Source organism: Nostoc flagelliforme FACHB-838 (assembly GCF_014698065.1).
Taxonomy (GTDB): domain Bacteria; phylum Cyanobacteriota; class Cyanobacteriia; order Cyanobacteriales; family Nostocaceae; genus Nostoc; species Nostoc flagelliforme_B.
Map to the genome: position 1 here is coordinate 21,634 of NZ_JACJSI010000030.1, position 15,068 is coordinate 36,701.

Here is a 15,068-nt window from a genome sequence, read left to right on the forward strand (position 1 = left end):
AGACAAGGGTAGAGTTTTCCCGATGCCCAATACCCAATTTGACTGCTTTCATAAAACGCCCTTAGAACTGGGAATTAGGGCAGCACGACGGGAGTCGATTTCCACCGCCAGCCGCGCTGCTCTTGCAAACGCCTTAAATGTTGCTTCAATGATGTGATGGGAATTAATGCCATCCAGTTGCCGAATGTGCAATGTCATTTGGCTATGGTTCACCAAAGCCACAAAAAATTCTCGCACCAGTTGGGTGTCATAGGTTCCTACCCGCCCAGTAGGAATTTGCAAGCCGTAGCTGAGGTGAGGACGTCCAGAAAAGTCTAGCGCTACCTGAACTAAAGCTTCATCCAGTGGTGCAAGAAAATTACCAAAGCGGACAATGCCTTTTCTGTCGCCTAGTGCTTGGTTAAAAGCTTGCCCTAAAGTAATGCCTACATCTTCATTGGTGTGATGGTCATCAATTTCCCAGTCTCCCTTGGCTTGGACATCTATATCAATCAGCCCGTGGGAGGCAATTTGATGCAACATGTGATCCAAAAACGGAATGCCTGTTGCTGCCGTGCAAGTTCCTCTACCATCCAGGTTGATTGTAACTTGCACATCAGTTTCACCAGTGGTGCGGTGAACAGTGGCAATCCGAGAGGTTTTAGTTGAATTATCGTAGCTTGAATTAACTTGGCGATTGGTTGTTTGCATACGTATTAAGGAGTGGAGACTGGGGGCTGGGAACTGGAGACTAGGGAATGGGGATTGGAGACTAGGGACTAAATTCTTCCCAATACCCAGTACCCAATCCCTAATTACATTCCCATAATTTCATATCCTGCATCTACATACAGAATTTGTCCGGTAATGCCACTGGACAAATCACTACACAAGAAAGCCGCAGCGTTGCCTACTTCTAACTGAGTGACGGTGCGTCGTAGGGGAGCTACTTCTTCTACATGATGAATCATATCCAAAATCCCGCCCACTGCTGAAGATGCCAAAGTACGAATTGGGCCTGCGGAGATAGCATTCACGCGAATATTTTGCGCCCCTAGTTCAGCAGCCAAGTAACGCACACTCATTTCTAACCCCGCCTTGGCAACTCCCATGACATTATAGTTAGGGATTGCTCTGACACCGCCTAAATACGTCAAAGTGACGATACTACCTCCTTCTGTCATCAAAGGTTTTGCTGCACCACTTAACTGCACCAGCGAGTAGGTACTGATTTCTAAGGCGGTGTTGAAGCCAGAACGGGAGGTTTGGCTAAAATCTCCGCTCAAGTCGTCTTTGCTAGCAAAAGCAAGACAATGGATAAGGATGTCTAGCTTTCCCCACTGATCGCGAATTGTCTCAAAGGTAGATTTAATTTGGTCTTCATTTTGGACATTACAGGGAAGAAATAAGCTGGGGTTGAGGGGTTCTACCAACTCCGCGACTTTTTTCTCCATCTTGCCGCGTTCATCCGGCAGGTAGGTAATACCTAGGTTTGCTCCGGCTTTATGCAGCTGTTGGGCGATGCCCCAGGCGATCGAGCGGTTATTGGCAATACCTGTAACAAGGGCATTTTTTCCAGTCAGATTTAGCATATAAATTGTTAATGCGATCGATCATTTAGGAGCATACTAGAATCTGAGGCTAATTTATCTTTGTTTTATACAGGATTTGCAAAAATGAATATTGGTAAGAGTGTTTGCTGTGACAAAAATCTTGATTTTTTCTAAAGATATTCTCAAGATATCTTTATTTGTTCTTCAAAAAACCTATTAAATATAGCTATTGGAAGTACTTATCAACAATTAGTAGCTTAAAGGATCAACAATTATGTATCATTATAAACAAAGAGTTATGAAGAGATTAGTTTGAGTATAGGAAAGTACAGAAAGCTTGACGGTGCTTTATTCATTTTTCGGGTGTATTCTTAGGTAATCAGTTTTTGTTTTTCCGGCATTGGGTAGGGGAAGGGAGATGATCGTGACACAAGATAAAGCCCTAGCAAATGTATTTCGTCAGATGGCGACCGGGGCGTTTCCGCCAGTTGTGGAAACGTTTGAACGCAATAAAACGATCTTTTTTCCTGGCGATCCTGCCGAACGAGTTTATTTTCTTTTGAAAGGTGCTGTTAAACTTTCCAGGGTGTACGAGGCAGGAGAGGAAATAACGGTAGCGTTGCTCCGGGAAAACAGTGTTTTTGGTGTATTGTCATTGCTGACAGGAAATAAATCGGATCGGTTTTACCATGCGGTTGCATTTACGCCTGCGGAATTACTGTCAGCACCAATTGAACAGGTTGAGCTAGCACTCAAGGAAAATCCAGAATTATCAATGTTAATGCTGCGAGGTCTGTCTTCGCGCATTTTACAGACGGAGATGATGATTGAAACTCTTGCTCACCGAGATATGGGTTCTCGCTTGGTGAGTTTTTTGTTAATTCTTTGTCGAGATTTTGGCGTTCCTTGTGCAGATGGGATCACTATTGATTTGAAGTTATCTCATCAAGCGATCGCAGAAGCAATTGGTTCAACTCGTGTTACCGTTACTAGGCTACTAGGAGATTTGCGTGAAAAAAAGATGATTTCTATCCACAAAAAGAAAATTACTGTGCACAAACCTGTTACCTTAAGTAGGCAATTCACATAAATGCAATTGGAAAAAGGGGAATCGGCGCGTGTTGTATTTTGAAAGATGACACTAATAGCTAGAGGTAAATCTAAAATTGAGTAATTTCAGCTATTGCCAATTTCCACTTCTTTCCAGACAATACTTAAAAGTAGTAGGCTGTATCTGGAAGGATTTCGGTAGCTAAAGATGACCACCGGATACATCCTCATCGCAGCAATTTTGATTCTGGGAGGCGTAATTGCCACCGTGGGCGATCGCATCGGCACACGAGTTGGCAAAGCCCGCCTCTCACTTTTTAAGCTTCGTCCGAAAAATACTGCTGTACTGGTAACTATTTTTACGGGTGGTTTGATTTCAGCATCAACTTTAGGGATTTTATTCGCTGCCGATGAAGGCTTGCGAAAGGGAGTCTTTGAGTTAGAAGATATTCAAACAGACCTTAGACAGAAGCGGGAACAGCTAAAAACCGCAGAAACTCAGAAAAGTCAGGTAGAGAATGAGCTAAACCAAGCAAGAATTGCCCAAGCAAAAGCACAACAAGACTTGCAGGTAATTAATCAATCATTGCAGGCGGCCAATGCCAAACAGAGGCAAACACAAGCTCAGTTGAACCGCACCATTAGTCAACAAGCCCAAACTCAAACTCAACTCCAACGGACTCAAGGTCAGTTAGGACAAGTTGTAACTCAGTACCAAAAAGCTATAGCTGAATTGCAAAGTGTTTACAATCAGAGAAAGGAGTTACAGGCAGCAGTTGAACTATTGAAGACAGAACGTCAACGGCTGTATGCTGAAGCTAAAAAAGCGATTGACGAAGCCAAAACAGCCATTGAAAAACGCGATCGCGAACTCGCTAACCGTCAAGAAGCCATAAAACAACGCGATCAAAAAATTGCCCAACTGGATCAACTAATTCAAAAGCGTAATTTAGAAGTTGCAGCGCGAGAGCAAGTGATTGCCACACGGGAATCGCGCCTCAAAGAATTGGAAGGACAACAGGAGCAACTAGAACTGGAAGTTGCAAGGCTGGAAAAATATTATCAGTCTTACCGCGACCTGCGTCTAGGTAAACTAGCCATAGTTCGTGGTCAAGTTCTGTCTGCTGGTGTAGTTCGCGTTACCCAACCTGCTGCTGCTCGCCAAGTAGTGATACAACTTTTGCAAGAAGCTAATCGCAACGCCAACGTTGAATTAAGTGAGCCGGGTGCAAATCCAGCCAATGTAGAGCTACTGCGTGTGACTCAAGATCGGGTTGAGCAATTGAGCAAGCAGATTGGCGATGGTCAAGAATATGTGGTGCGAATTTTCTCGGCTGGTAATTACGTCAGGGGAGAAAAGCAGATAGAATTTTTCGCCGATACAGCCCGGAATCAACTGGTTTTTTCGGGAGGTGCAGTGTTGGCCACAACTACTGCCGATTCTCAAACCATGACATCTTATCAGTTACAGCAGCGGCTAGAAATACTGATTTCTGCTTCCCAATTTCGTGCCCGTAACGCCGGAATTGTCGAAGATGTGCAAGTAGAGGGGACTTTCTTACGCTTTGTCAGCCAGTTAAGGCGATACAATCAACCATTGGAGATTAAAGCGCTCGCAGCAGAGGACACTTATACATCTGGGCCATTGAGAGTAAAATTAGTGGCAATAGTCAACGGACAAATTATTTTTAGTACTTAAAACATTATTTGCACACTGTTAAGTAAGATTTAAACATAATGAGCAGCAAGCAAAATAGTTGCTGTAATTGCATTTATTCTCTATAAGATGCTACGCGAACATTTCTAATTTTTAATTTTTAATTTCTTATGAATTTCCGGGAATTTTCACCAACGCAACCAGTGATTTTGGGGTTTGATCCAGGTCGAGATAAGTGTGGTTTGGCGGTGATGGGACTGGATCGGCAACTATATTACCATGAGGTTGTGCTAGCAAAAGAGGCGATCGCTGCCATTGAGACACTGCGTCAAAAATTTCCCATTTCCTTAATGGTGATGGGCGACCAAACTACAGCCAAGCAGTGGAGAGAGAAATTATATCAGGAATTAACAGAACCGCTGAGTATTATTTTAGTGGATGAGCGTTACACAACCTTAGAAGCACGCGATCGCTATTGGCAAATGTTCCCGCCCAAAGGGTTAACAAAGCTATTGCCACAGGGTCTACGACAGCCACCAAGACCGATAGATGACATTGTTGCCATCCTCCTAATCGAAAGATACTTAAATCGCCTCACCGAATCAGCAGTGAGGAGTTCTGAGTGAGGAATTAGATTATTAATTCCTAACTCCTAACTTTTAAAGTTCCGCCCGAATAGTAAAAGCATAGTCTCCTCCAGGCTCTAGCTGGTAATCTTGTTGCTCCAAGAATCTACCAAGGGGTTCTTTGATTAAGGCGCGACCTTGGAAAGGCTTGACGGCAAGTTCTCCCCGGCGAAAATGCCATTGGAAATGCCACTCAAACTCACCCGCATTCACTTCGCCTTCAAGGAAGCCCTGTTGCCAGGATTGGCGGGTAATTCTGACATGGGCAATGGTTTCTGGCAGACGTTTTGCACTCACAATGCTTTATGTCAAGTGTGGAATAACAGCCACTCATATAAGCTGGCTACTTATTTTATTTACCAAACATAGCTTAATTAAACAAACTGACAAAGTGGGTATTTGTAGTTGAATGAGTTGTGTTAATCAGCAAAACGACTTTACGATACTGAAGTTGCGGCTATAAATCCTGCGGTTTATTCTAAGTGAGGAGTCAGCGATCGCGCACAAAGAACTGAATCTAAATTGAAAATTGAAGGGTTGCCTCATCAAACTGATACTTGCTGACAAGTTACCTTTAAATAGGTCGCAAGTTGAGAGAAGTTGCTTGGACAGTTTGCCCTGGGTAGAGTATTCCCCCCATAGCCCATTCAGATAACGTCAAGTCTAAGTACTAGGGAGGATTTATGATGAATCACGAAAAAAGCTTTGGCTAACTGGTAGATAATTGGGGCAGAAAGCTATAGCTAGAAGCATGGAAACAAAACAGCTAGGAAAAACTGGTATATCTGTAAGTGCGATCGGTTTGGGTGGTATGCCCATGTCTATTTCTAATCGCCCTGACGAATCGCAATCAATCGAAGTTATTCATCGTGCCCTAAATCTGGGTATTACATTTATTGACACTGCCGATTCTTATTGCAAAGATGAGTCTGATAAGCACCACAATGAGCGGCTAATTTACAAGGCACTTAGTAGTTACAAAGGCGATATTAGCCAAGTAATTGTGGCAACCAAGGGCGGTTTGATGCGTCCCAATGGTAACTGGACAACCGACGGCAACCCAGAACATTTGCGCCAAACAATTCAAGTTAGTTTTGAGGCGTTGGGTGGTGCTAAACCCATCGATGTTTGGCAATATCATGCGCCCGATCCTAATTACACCATTGCAGAATCCCTTGCGCCAGTTAAAGAAGCAGTGGAAGCAGGTTTGATTCGGTTTGTGGGAGTTTCTAACTTTTCTGTTGAACAAATTAAGCAAGCGCGGGATTTGGTAGATATTGTCTCGGTGCAGAATCAATACAGCCCTTGGCAACGACAACCAGAAAAAGACGGTGTATTGAAGTATTGCGAACAGCAAGGATTGACCTTTTTGCCTTGGAGTCCCTTTGGTGGTAGGCGTCGCCATCAAGACTTGCAAGATATTCCGGCGATCGCTCAGTTAGCTAAAGAAAAAGGCGTGTCGGTGTATAATATCGTCTTAGCGTGGTTGCGTTCCAAGTCGCCTGCTATTTTGCCAATTCCTGGTGCTAGCAAAGTTTCTAGTATTGAAGACTCAGCACAAGCTATCAATGTGAAACTATCTGATGAAGAAGTACAAAAAATTGATCAGGCAACTTAATCATTCCACTAATTAACGTCGATGTGGTAGAAGTTTCCTAAGATTTTCGTGCCTTGTTTTGCTGCATAAACTCTTTGATTGCCTGCACTGGGCGCATAAAAAAAGACATGATCTTAGAAACACACCGCTTGCTAATGCGTGAGTTTATAGAGACAGATTTGCAGGCGGTTTTTGCCTATCAATCAGATCCTTTGTACTTGCGTTACAACTATTGGACGCACCGTACACAGAAGGATGTTTACGACTTTATCCAGATGTTTATTAGTGAGCAAAAAGAGCAGCCAAGAACAAAGTTTCAGTTAGCTATTATCCTCAAAGAAGAAAATCAGCTTATTGGTAATTGTGGTATCCGTGTAAATGACTCGGAAATGCGGGAAGCAAATATCGGCTATGAACTAAATCCTCAGTATTGGGGACAAGGTTATGCAACAGAAGCGGCACAAGCCATTTTAAAGTTCGGCTTTGAAGAACTGAGAATGCATCGTATCTGGTCTTGGTGTGTTACAGAGAATCTTGCTTCTGTTAGGGTATTAGAAAAAATTGGTATGCGTCGTGAGGGTCATCTGCGGGAAAAAGAGTTAATTAAAGGCAGATGGTACGACAATTTTCTTTACGCTATCCTTGACCACCAGTGGAAAGCAAAATAATACTGCTTCTATGAGCTACCTCAGAGACAATATCATAAATTTTTGAGAAATTGAGGATAAGACAAGTTCAGAGGGTCGCAGCAATGACCAACACTATCCTCAATTTCCAAACAGCTACCGGACACGAAGTTTTAGCAGCAGCAGGTAAAAAATATCTTCGTCCTGGTGGACGAATAGCTACAGAGAAATTATTTCAGTGGGCAAACTTTCAGCCTGGAGAGACAGTTTTAGAGCTAGGTTCTAGCTTTGGATATAATGCGATCGCTTTAGCAAAAAGTTACCATGTCAAAGTAGTAGGCATTGAAAAAAATCCTGATAGTGTGGCTCGTGCGCGTGCTAATATTTGCGCTGCTGGGTTAGAAAATCAAGTCGAAATCATTGAAGGTAATATTTTCAACCTAGAGGCAATTTCAGGAAAGTTTGATTATGTATTAGCAGAAGCCATTCTCACAATGCAATCTCCATTAGGAAAAGCCAAAATTTTAGCTGAAATTCATCATCTGCTCAAACCGGGAGGTAAATTTCTCTCCCATGAACTGTTAGCGACTGACAAAGAAGAACAAATTCGTGTTGACTTAGCACGAGTAATTCGAGTTAATTCTACACCGTTATTAGAAAGCAACTGGATTACGGCTTTTTTAACAGCAGGATTGCAGGTAGAGAAATGCCAAACTGACTCAATGAATTTATTGAATTTAAGGCGGATATTTCAAGATGAAGGTATTTTTAACACAATTCGGATTTGTTGGAATGTGTTGACACAGAGAGATATCCGCAAGCGGGTTTTAGAAATTCACCAAATTTTTCATAAATACCAATACGAATTAGGCTACATCATTTTGTGTGCTGTTGCCCAATAAGATAATTTATTCCCAAAACCATCGTTTGATAAATACCGATAATCCTTGAATGATTATCAGCCTTTATTTACGGTTAATAATCTAAAAATACTATGACCAATTCAATCACAGCCAGCCCATCTTTCATTACTCAACTACGAGAACAAATTGAATACCCCAGCGCCGGAGTTCTCAGTAAAGTACTGTTGAAAGATAAAGCTTGTCAATACACTCTATTTTGCCTAGCAGCTAACACTGATATTTCCGAGCATACCTCCACTCGTAATGCCACCATCAACGTCATCGAAGGTAGAGGTTTACTTACTTTATCTGGAGAAGATATTGCACTTAAACCTGGTGTTTTTGTATTTATGCCTGCTAACGCACCTCATGCCTTAAAAGCAGAAGAAAATCTGACATTTCTGCTCACCCTCTCTGAGAAAGTGGCAGAGAATAATTAGTTATTTATGGAGTCTGAAAAAATGCGATCGCTACTTTTAACTTTTGCTGAAAATTTAAGTTTTTCTGAAAGTCAGGTGGAAAAAATACTATCACAACCTCTAACTAAAGTTCTCAGTTCATCTGAATTGCAACAAGAATTACACAGCTTAGATACCAATTTGCTTAAGGAAACTTTACCCACAGCAGGAGGAGTTTTAGCTAAGGAATTACCACCTTTTTACAACTGGCTAAAAAATGAATTGGGAGTCAAGCGGGTTCCTGATAGTCCCGATCACACCACAACATGGGTAATTGGTTTCCTCCATAATCAAGAAAGTCTAACTCATTTAGTTGAGTTACACCGTCCAGTACCTCGTCTGGCTTTAGAAGCTTCTGTTCCTCGCTTAGTAGGGATGTTTGAAGGTGTTGAAGACGCGCAAGTTAGGCAGGAATGGCAAAAAGCGATCGCGGCTCTATGTTTAGTTTTAGTTGTCGCTGCACGCGAACAAGATAGAGTTGCTGTAGCAGTCTGAATTGCTGCGTCTCCCGTTCTGTAGCGGTTCTCAATTGGACAAAATTAAGTAGGGATGCATAACTGTGCGCCCCTACAAATCTATATCCCCAGAAGCAATCGCATCTAATTTCTGAGAATTAAGTATCATAATTGTCCCACCACGGCTATAGGTAATTATTGATTTGAGACTTTTAATTAACCGTACACATTCTTCATAAGTAATGCCGCTACTCCGAGCCATACGATAATAAGATAATTTAACTTTTAAACACTCACCTTTTGGAGTAGATTCAGTTCCAGATTCAGCAGCAAAATATTGAATTAATCTGGCAAGGCGAACAATAGCTCTTTCAGAAACTAATCCATGAACTGTTTCATGTAATTGCTGAATTCGACTATTAAAAACCATCAGCATTCGTAATGCGATTTCTGGATTTTCCCCAATAGCTTTTAATAAAGCATCTCGCTCTACGGTGAGAATTTCACAATCAGATTCAGCAGTGACAGTTGCCGGAGAAATTCCATTTCCTAACAAAGCAGGAGCCGCAAAAATTTCTCCAGCAGCTAAGGCGCGGAGAATCGTTTCTTTACCAGTTGTTGCTGTTTTGGTAACTTGAATTGATCCACTGACAACAGCATAGAGTTTTGCTGGTAAGCGATCGCCTTCATGGAGAATAATCTCTCCTTTACTATGGCGTTGCACCTGAGTGTCGGGTTGCAAACTAATCTTTTCTGCTGTTTCTAAACCTGCAAACACAATAATTTGCGAAAGTTCTTCCAAGGTTGCCTGCATGATTAGCCCTATATTGCAAAGGCTGGACGATGCCCAATCCAAGGGTTAGCCGCTTCTAATTGTGCTGCTAGGCTTATAAGTGTCGCTTCAGCCGCAGGTTTACCAATTAGCTGCACACTCATGGGTAAACCATTACTATCAAAGCCTACAGGAATTGCGATCGCAGGTTGTCCAGTTGCATTCGCAGCCGGACAAGGGGCAACCCACTCAATAATATTTTGGAATGTCTCTTCTGGACTCAGTGCAGCCCATTCCCCGATGCGGATGGGTGAATGTAGATAAACTGGCAATACCAGCACATCCACGGTATCGAAAAACGCCACAATCTGCCGTGCCACAATCTGCATTTGAGAAACTGCTTGCAGGTACTGGGTAACAGAACCTGTACGGGCAAATAGCCAGCGATTCAATGGCTGCAAGGCTTCAACCGGAAGCCCTGCCGCAGCTACCCCAGCTTGCCAGACGATTTGAAATGGTTCAACTAAACCGCTAAAATCTGGAGATTTCTGTTCAACTTGGTGGCCGAGTTGTTCTAATAACTGGACGGTTTGGCGGACACCCTGTTGACAGTTAGCGTCAGCTTCTCCCAACGGAGAAATGCTAGTGTCAAAGGCAATTCGCAAAGCACCGAGTTTTGTCTGAGTAGCAGCGAGAAATGATGGTTCGGGATCTGGCAACCAGTAAGGATCGCCTGTAACATAGCCAGATATAGCATCCAAAAGGGCAGCAGCATCAGCGACAGTCCGGGCGATCGGGCCGTTGACGGCAATACCCGCAAGGCGTTCACCTACCGGTGCTTTACTCACCCTACCCCTTGATGGCTTAATTCCCACCAAACCACAACAAGCCGCAGGCCCCCGAATTGAACCACCGCCATCAGAACCTTGAGCGATCGCACACAATCCCGCTGCTACCGCCGCCGCCGCGCCACCACTAGAACCGCCAGGAGTGTATTCTAAATTCCACGGATTTCTCGCTGGGGGAAAACCCGTAGGTTCACTGTAAGGCGTTGAACCTAATTCGGAAGTGGCTGTTTTACCCAAAAGAATAAATCCAGCTTGCTTAATCCTTGCCACAACCCCATCATCATAGTTAGGGATATTATTTATTAATGCCGGATTTCCAAAAGTACAAGTAACATCTGCTACAGCATTCAGGTCTTTAATAGAAATTGGTACCCCAAAAAATGGTGGTAGTTCTGAGGTAGTTGTCAATAATTCTGTTTTGGCTTTGGCATCTGCGATCGCTTGTTCTGCCGTCACCGTAAAATAACTTCCTAATTGGGGATTTAATTGCCCAATTCGTTCTAAATATATTTCCACTAACTCTAGCGGTGATACTTCCCGGCGACGAATTAACTGCGCCAACTCTAGTGCTGAGGTAAATGCTAAATCAACTTCATTCATAGGTTAGTGAATGGGTAATTTTGGCTTTTTCTAGGATTTTGAAACTTAAATTGTTACTTTAGCAGGATTTATGGGAATTATACATTTTATAGCTCCTGAGATTTGTGACTCAACTAGGATGCTCAGATGCAACAGATGTGGCTAAGTTCTTACTCAAGCCATTTTAATTGTTTCGCATAAACTTTCGACAAATCCCTAAGGAGTATTTATGGCTGATCTAGAAATACTTGTTAGTGAATTGCCAACACTGATTCAGAGTCTAAAACTAATCATTGGCGATTCTAACGAAATTATGGGACAAATTATTCTGATTAATAATGCTCAGGAAAAACTACGGAATATTAAACAATTAATTGTTCAAGAATTGAGATTTAATAACGCAAAAAGTTCTGCGATCGCAACACTTCCTAGATTAGCAACTATCCCGATGATGGGATTAGTAGATCCAGCGATCGCAGAGAAATTTGGCAATTCTAAAACTAAAATCACCTTAGCTGATTTACAACCAAAAATTGATACCTGGATTGAATGGGGTTATTTTTTGCAAGCAATAGCCACTGATATTCTCAGTGATATTCAATTAGTCAATAAACTCAATTGTGATATTAATTATCCAAGCATACCCAATGCTTTTAAAGCACTTGCTGACAATTTAAAAATTAACTTAGACCTTGACAACTCTAATATTTTACAACGTCAAATTCAAAAAATCAGCAATTCTCAAAGAGAGCTATTACAGTTTCAAGAAAAATTAAACTATATATTTAATACTATTAAAACTAGTCGTAGTTTATTAAATATTTTATTAGGAGTATCCGCTTTTTATGGTAAATCTAGCTTTGCTTTAGAGTGGTTAGATGATGACCACGAGTTAATTATATCGAGTGACGGAAATTTTCAAGAATTGACAGATATCCTGAATGATTGTGATTTTTTCCAAGAAGAAAGTGCAGCTTTAATTATTCAGAGTGACATTTTAAAGGAAGAAGCAGAACAAGCCTTAAAAAAGATTGAACAAAAAAGTAGTAAAGACGCAACTATTAGTCAGCAAATAAAAATAGTACCAAAGCTTTCCACACAAAAAATAATACCTTCGACTTTGGTTATAACCTCAACTTTGTTAATCTTAGGTTTTTGTGGTTGGAAAATTAAAGATCGAAGTCCACAATTGCAACAGATAAATCTGAGTTTAACTCAAGAAGAAAGTGCGAATGCTAAATTTAAATCTGCTCAAAAACTCGGTATGGCGGCTGCTTCTCTAGTTCAAAAGCCACCTCATCCTTTAAAAGTCTGGCAACAAGCACAAAACAAATGGCATCAGGCAATAATTCTGTTAGATAGTATTCCTGATGAAACATCAGTTTCTGAGCAGGCAAAGAAAAAATTGGCTTACTATCAGATGAACTATAAATCTATCAGTCAAAGAGTCTTAGTTGAAAAGCAAGCCTTAGCAGACTTAGAATCAGCGCAAAAGCTGGCAACAGAAGCTAATTTATTTGTTCCAAATTCACCTTATCCGCTACTAAATCGGCAGCAAGCAAAATAGAAATGGCAGCAAGCAATCAATTTATTAGAAGCAATTCCAGAGAGTACGTCTGTCTATATACAAGCTAAAGAAACGCTTCCTATTTATAAAACTAACTATACGGCTATCAGCCAAATATAGCGTTTCTCGATCAGATGAGGTACATTTTCGAAACTGAAATATTTTTAGTCTATCAAATTTCAATTTATATGTAAGTAAGTTCGTAGTAAGAACTTTAGTCCTTATTTTCTAAGAACTAAAGTGCTTACTACAAACACTAAAAACTAAGCTTAAGAAACTACTAACAATTAGACTTTAGAACGGTCAGTCAAAATCTCATAACCAGTCTCCGTCACCAAAACTGTATGCTCAAACTGAGCCGACAAAGAATTATCTACAGTGACTGCTGTCCAACGGTCAGATAGTGTTCGGGTGTGTCTAGAACCCGCATTTAAAATTGGCTCAATTGCCAGCGTCATCCCCGCACGAAGTTTAACATTTGGCATTTCGCGGGTACGGTAGTTGAATACTGAAGGTTCTTCATGTAGGTTTCGACCGACACCGTGTCCAGTGAACTCTTCGACTATACTAAAGCCGTTAACTTTCACATGGTCTTCAATTGCTCCAGCTAAGTCAAGTAAGTATGCACCCGCCTTAACTTGTTCAATGCCCTTATATAAAGCTTCTTCTGCTACGCAAATTAGTTTAGCAGCTTCTTGGGTTACTTCACCGACAGCAATTGAAATGCAAGAATCACCATGAAAGCCTTGATAATAAGCACCCGTATCTACTTTTAATACATCTCCCACCCGAATCACTTTCTTGGGACTAGGAATGCCATGCACTGCTTCATTGTTAATGCTGGAACAGATAGAACCAGGAAAACCGTGATATCCTTTAAAACTTGGTGTTGCACCCATTTCGCGGATGCGTTTTTCTGCATAAGCATCCAAATCAGCTGTGGTCATTCCTGGTTTTACTAGCTCAGAAATTTCTTTTAAAACAGTTGCCACAATTGTCGCTGATTGCCGCATGATTTCAATTTCACGCGGCGATTTAATTTCAATTCCTCGGCGTTGCTTTTTTGATGTTCCAGGCTGAGTTGCTTGAGGAAGTAAGTTACTGAAAATGTTCATAGGAAATTAATAATTACTGGTGGCTTTGAGGCTGAAGTATCAATGCTTTCTCTAGATTACTTGAGAAATAATATCTATAATTTAAGTTACTTTAATCCCTGATAGGGATTCTTCCAGTTGAGCCGCTAACGTATATATAATAACACGTTCAGCTACTCCTAATATGTTGAGCTTTAATCAAAATCGCTATAACGTATTTTTCGCTGCACACTATGTGACTGAGATAAATTTTCTTTAATTGAAACATTAGATCGCTGTCAAATACTGAGTTGGATAATTTTTAATTCTTGATGGCAATTTCTCCCGTCATACCTGCTTCTGTATGTCCTGGTATTGGACAACGCAAACCATAAGTACCAGATTTCAGGGGTACAAATACCCATTCTGCCTCAGCACCTGGTTTTAGTTCCAGTTCGTGAATGGCTCCTTTGATTTCTACTTTTCCTGCTTGGACTTTTTGTGTCCAGATGCCATCGGCAAAATCTTTAGCAGTAAAATAATGCTTCAGTTGGCTGGGATTAGTAAGCCGCAGTTGATAACGTTTGCCTGCCAGAAATTCTAAATGATTTGGCTCAAACTTGAGTTCGTTAACCGCATTACCCAAGCTAACTGTAATTTGTATAGCTGGTTGTTTGAGCAAATCGTCAGACAAATTTGCTGCCATTACTGGAGTAGCAGCGATGAAATTAATTCCCAGCAGTAACGTTAATATCACATAGTTCCACCGTAATATTTGCAGCCAAGCAGAACTTGGGAAAGTAAGATATTTAATTACAATTTTGTAAAAATGTTTGTAAATTTTCATTACTAGTTATCAAAAGCCAATGCTATTAATAGGTAGCGGTAAAAACCACTTACCCATTCTTTATATTATCCATGCCTAAGACCCATCTCTACTAGTGTGTCAAATTTAAATTGATGGATAAGCAAGGGGAGCATCTCAATGAGTGTAAAAACACGCCTGTCCTGGCGAATGGAATTCGCAGCTATACAAACAAAACCCACTTCCGTGGGTTTCAAATTCTTTGAGTCCGCGTAGACGGACTTCTCTGCGAGACGCACTCGCGTTCGTTTGTGTAGCCGCGATTTCTAATCGCTTAGTATTTTTGCTTTAGTCCTTGTTTTTTAAGCACTAAAGTCCTTTAGGACTTACACACGAGTTACGGAATAACGTAGACGCTTCTCTACGAGACGCTACGCGAACGGCTTGCCGCAGGCTACCGCAGAGGCACAGAGAAGCCAGTGCGTTGGGCGGGTTCCCCGACTTGTAGCAACTGGCGCGGC

The 15,068-nt window shown here is 41.5% G+C and carries 16 protein-coding genes; 9 read left to right on the forward strand and 7 right to left on the reverse strand.

The genetic code is table 11. The annotated features are described in order from the left end of the window. Window positions 1-48: 48 nt before the first annotated feature. A complete protein-coding gene (hisB, locus tag H6G97_RS16570) occupies window positions 49-690 on the reverse strand; it encodes an imidazoleglycerol-phosphate dehydratase HisB (protein WP_190941835.1) in 642 nt (213 codons plus the stop codon). Window positions 691-794: 104 nt separating this feature from the next. Continuing rightward, window positions 795-1,571 (reverse strand): enoyl-ACP reductase FabI, encoded by a 777-nt coding sequence (gene fabI / locus H6G97_RS16575; protein WP_190941836.1) that lies wholly within the window; start codon window positions 1,569-1,571, stop codon window positions 795-797. A 379-nt stretch (window positions 1,572-1,950) separates the two neighbouring features. Here fabI and ntcA point away from each other — a divergent pair, with 379 nt between their 5' ends. The 3 genes from ntcA (at window position 1,951) to H6G97_RS16590 (ending at window position 4,865) form a co-directional block, all read left to right on the forward strand. Beyond that, window positions 1,951-2,622, forward strand: coding sequence for a global nitrogen regulator NtcA (gene ntcA, locus H6G97_RS16580; protein WP_190941837.1), 672 nt, complete (start codon window positions 1,951-1,953; stop codon window positions 2,620-2,622). Window positions 2,623-2,790: 168 nt separating this feature from the next. After that, window positions 2,791-4,281: a DUF3084 domain-containing protein gene (locus H6G97_RS16585; RefSeq protein ID WP_190941838.1), complete on the forward strand. Its 1,491-nt coding sequence runs from the start codon at window positions 2,791-2,793 to the stop codon at window positions 4,279-4,281. 128 nt (window positions 4,282-4,409) lie between these two features. After that, window positions 4,410-4,865, forward strand: coding sequence for a pre-16S rRNA-processing nuclease YqgF (locus tag H6G97_RS16590; protein ID WP_190941839.1), 456 nt, complete (start codon window positions 4,410-4,412; stop codon window positions 4,863-4,865). Window positions 4,866-4,898: 33 nt separating this feature from the next. Here H6G97_RS16590 and H6G97_RS16595 read toward each other — a convergent pair whose 3' ends face one another. Next, window positions 4,899-5,162: a DUF3146 family protein gene (locus H6G97_RS16595; protein ID WP_190941840.1), complete on the reverse strand. Its 264-nt coding sequence runs from the start codon at window positions 5,160-5,162 to the stop codon at window positions 4,899-4,901. 454 nt (window positions 5,163-5,616) lie between these two features. Between H6G97_RS16595 and H6G97_RS16600 the strand changes: the two genes are divergently transcribed. From H6G97_RS16600 to H6G97_RS16620, 5 genes are all read left to right on the forward strand, one after another. Continuing rightward, on the forward strand, window positions 5,617-6,483 hold the full coding sequence (locus H6G97_RS16600; protein WP_190941841.1) for an aldo/keto reductase: 867 nt from the start codon (window positions 5,617-5,619) through the stop codon (window positions 6,481-6,483). Between the two features lie 107 nt (window positions 6,484-6,590). Continuing rightward, the gene (locus H6G97_RS16605; RefSeq protein ID WP_190941842.1) at window positions 6,591-7,130 is read left to right on the forward strand and encodes a GNAT family N-acetyltransferase; all 540 of its coding nucleotides are present in this window, start codon (window positions 6,591-6,593) and stop codon (window positions 7,128-7,130) included. 83 nt (window positions 7,131-7,213) lie between these two features. Beyond that, a complete protein-coding gene (locus H6G97_RS16610; protein ID WP_190941843.1) occupies window positions 7,214-7,990 on the forward strand; it encodes an SAM-dependent methyltransferase in 777 nt (258 codons plus the stop codon). A 92-nt stretch (window positions 7,991-8,082) separates the two neighbouring features. Beyond that, the gene (locus tag H6G97_RS16615) at window positions 8,083-8,430 is read left to right on the forward strand and encodes a cupin domain-containing protein (protein ID WP_190941844.1); all 348 of its coding nucleotides are present in this window, start codon (window positions 8,083-8,085) and stop codon (window positions 8,428-8,430) included. Between the two features lie 21 nt (window positions 8,431-8,451). After that, entirely contained in the window at window positions 8,452-8,943 is a 492-nt protein-coding gene (locus tag H6G97_RS16620; protein WP_190941889.1) for a hypothetical protein, read from the forward strand. A 72-nt stretch (window positions 8,944-9,015) separates the two neighbouring features. Here H6G97_RS16620 and H6G97_RS16625 read toward each other — a convergent pair whose 3' ends face one another. Then, the gene (locus H6G97_RS16625) at window positions 9,016-9,717 is read right to left on the reverse strand and encodes a Crp/Fnr family transcriptional regulator (RefSeq protein WP_190941845.1); all 702 of its coding nucleotides are present in this window, start codon (window positions 9,715-9,717) and stop codon (window positions 9,016-9,018) included. A gap of 8 nt (window positions 9,718-9,725) precedes the next feature. Next, the gene (locus H6G97_RS16630) at window positions 9,726-11,123 is read right to left on the reverse strand and encodes an amidase (RefSeq protein ID WP_190941846.1); all 1,398 of its coding nucleotides are present in this window, start codon (window positions 11,121-11,123) and stop codon (window positions 9,726-9,728) included. A gap of 208 nt (window positions 11,124-11,331) precedes the next feature. On the opposite strand from H6G97_RS16630, the gene H6G97_RS16635 reads away from it, so the two are divergent. Then, window positions 11,332-12,669, forward strand: coding sequence for a hypothetical protein (locus tag H6G97_RS16635; protein ID WP_190941847.1), 1,338 nt, complete (start codon window positions 11,332-11,334; stop codon window positions 12,667-12,669). Between the two features lie 287 nt (window positions 12,670-12,956). Here the strand turns inward: H6G97_RS16635 and map are convergent, their stop codons facing one another. Together map and H6G97_RS16645 are read right to left on the reverse strand one after the other, a co-directional pair. After that, on the reverse strand, window positions 12,957-13,784 hold the full coding sequence (gene map, locus H6G97_RS16640; RefSeq protein ID WP_190941848.1) for a type I methionyl aminopeptidase: 828 nt from the start codon (window positions 13,782-13,784) through the stop codon (window positions 12,957-12,959). Between the two features lie 280 nt (window positions 13,785-14,064). Further along, the gene (locus H6G97_RS16645) at window positions 14,065-14,589 is read right to left on the reverse strand and encodes a plastocyanin/azurin family copper-binding protein (RefSeq protein WP_190941849.1); all 525 of its coding nucleotides are present in this window, start codon (window positions 14,587-14,589) and stop codon (window positions 14,065-14,067) included. Between the last annotated feature and the right edge of the window lie 479 nt (window positions 14,590-15,068).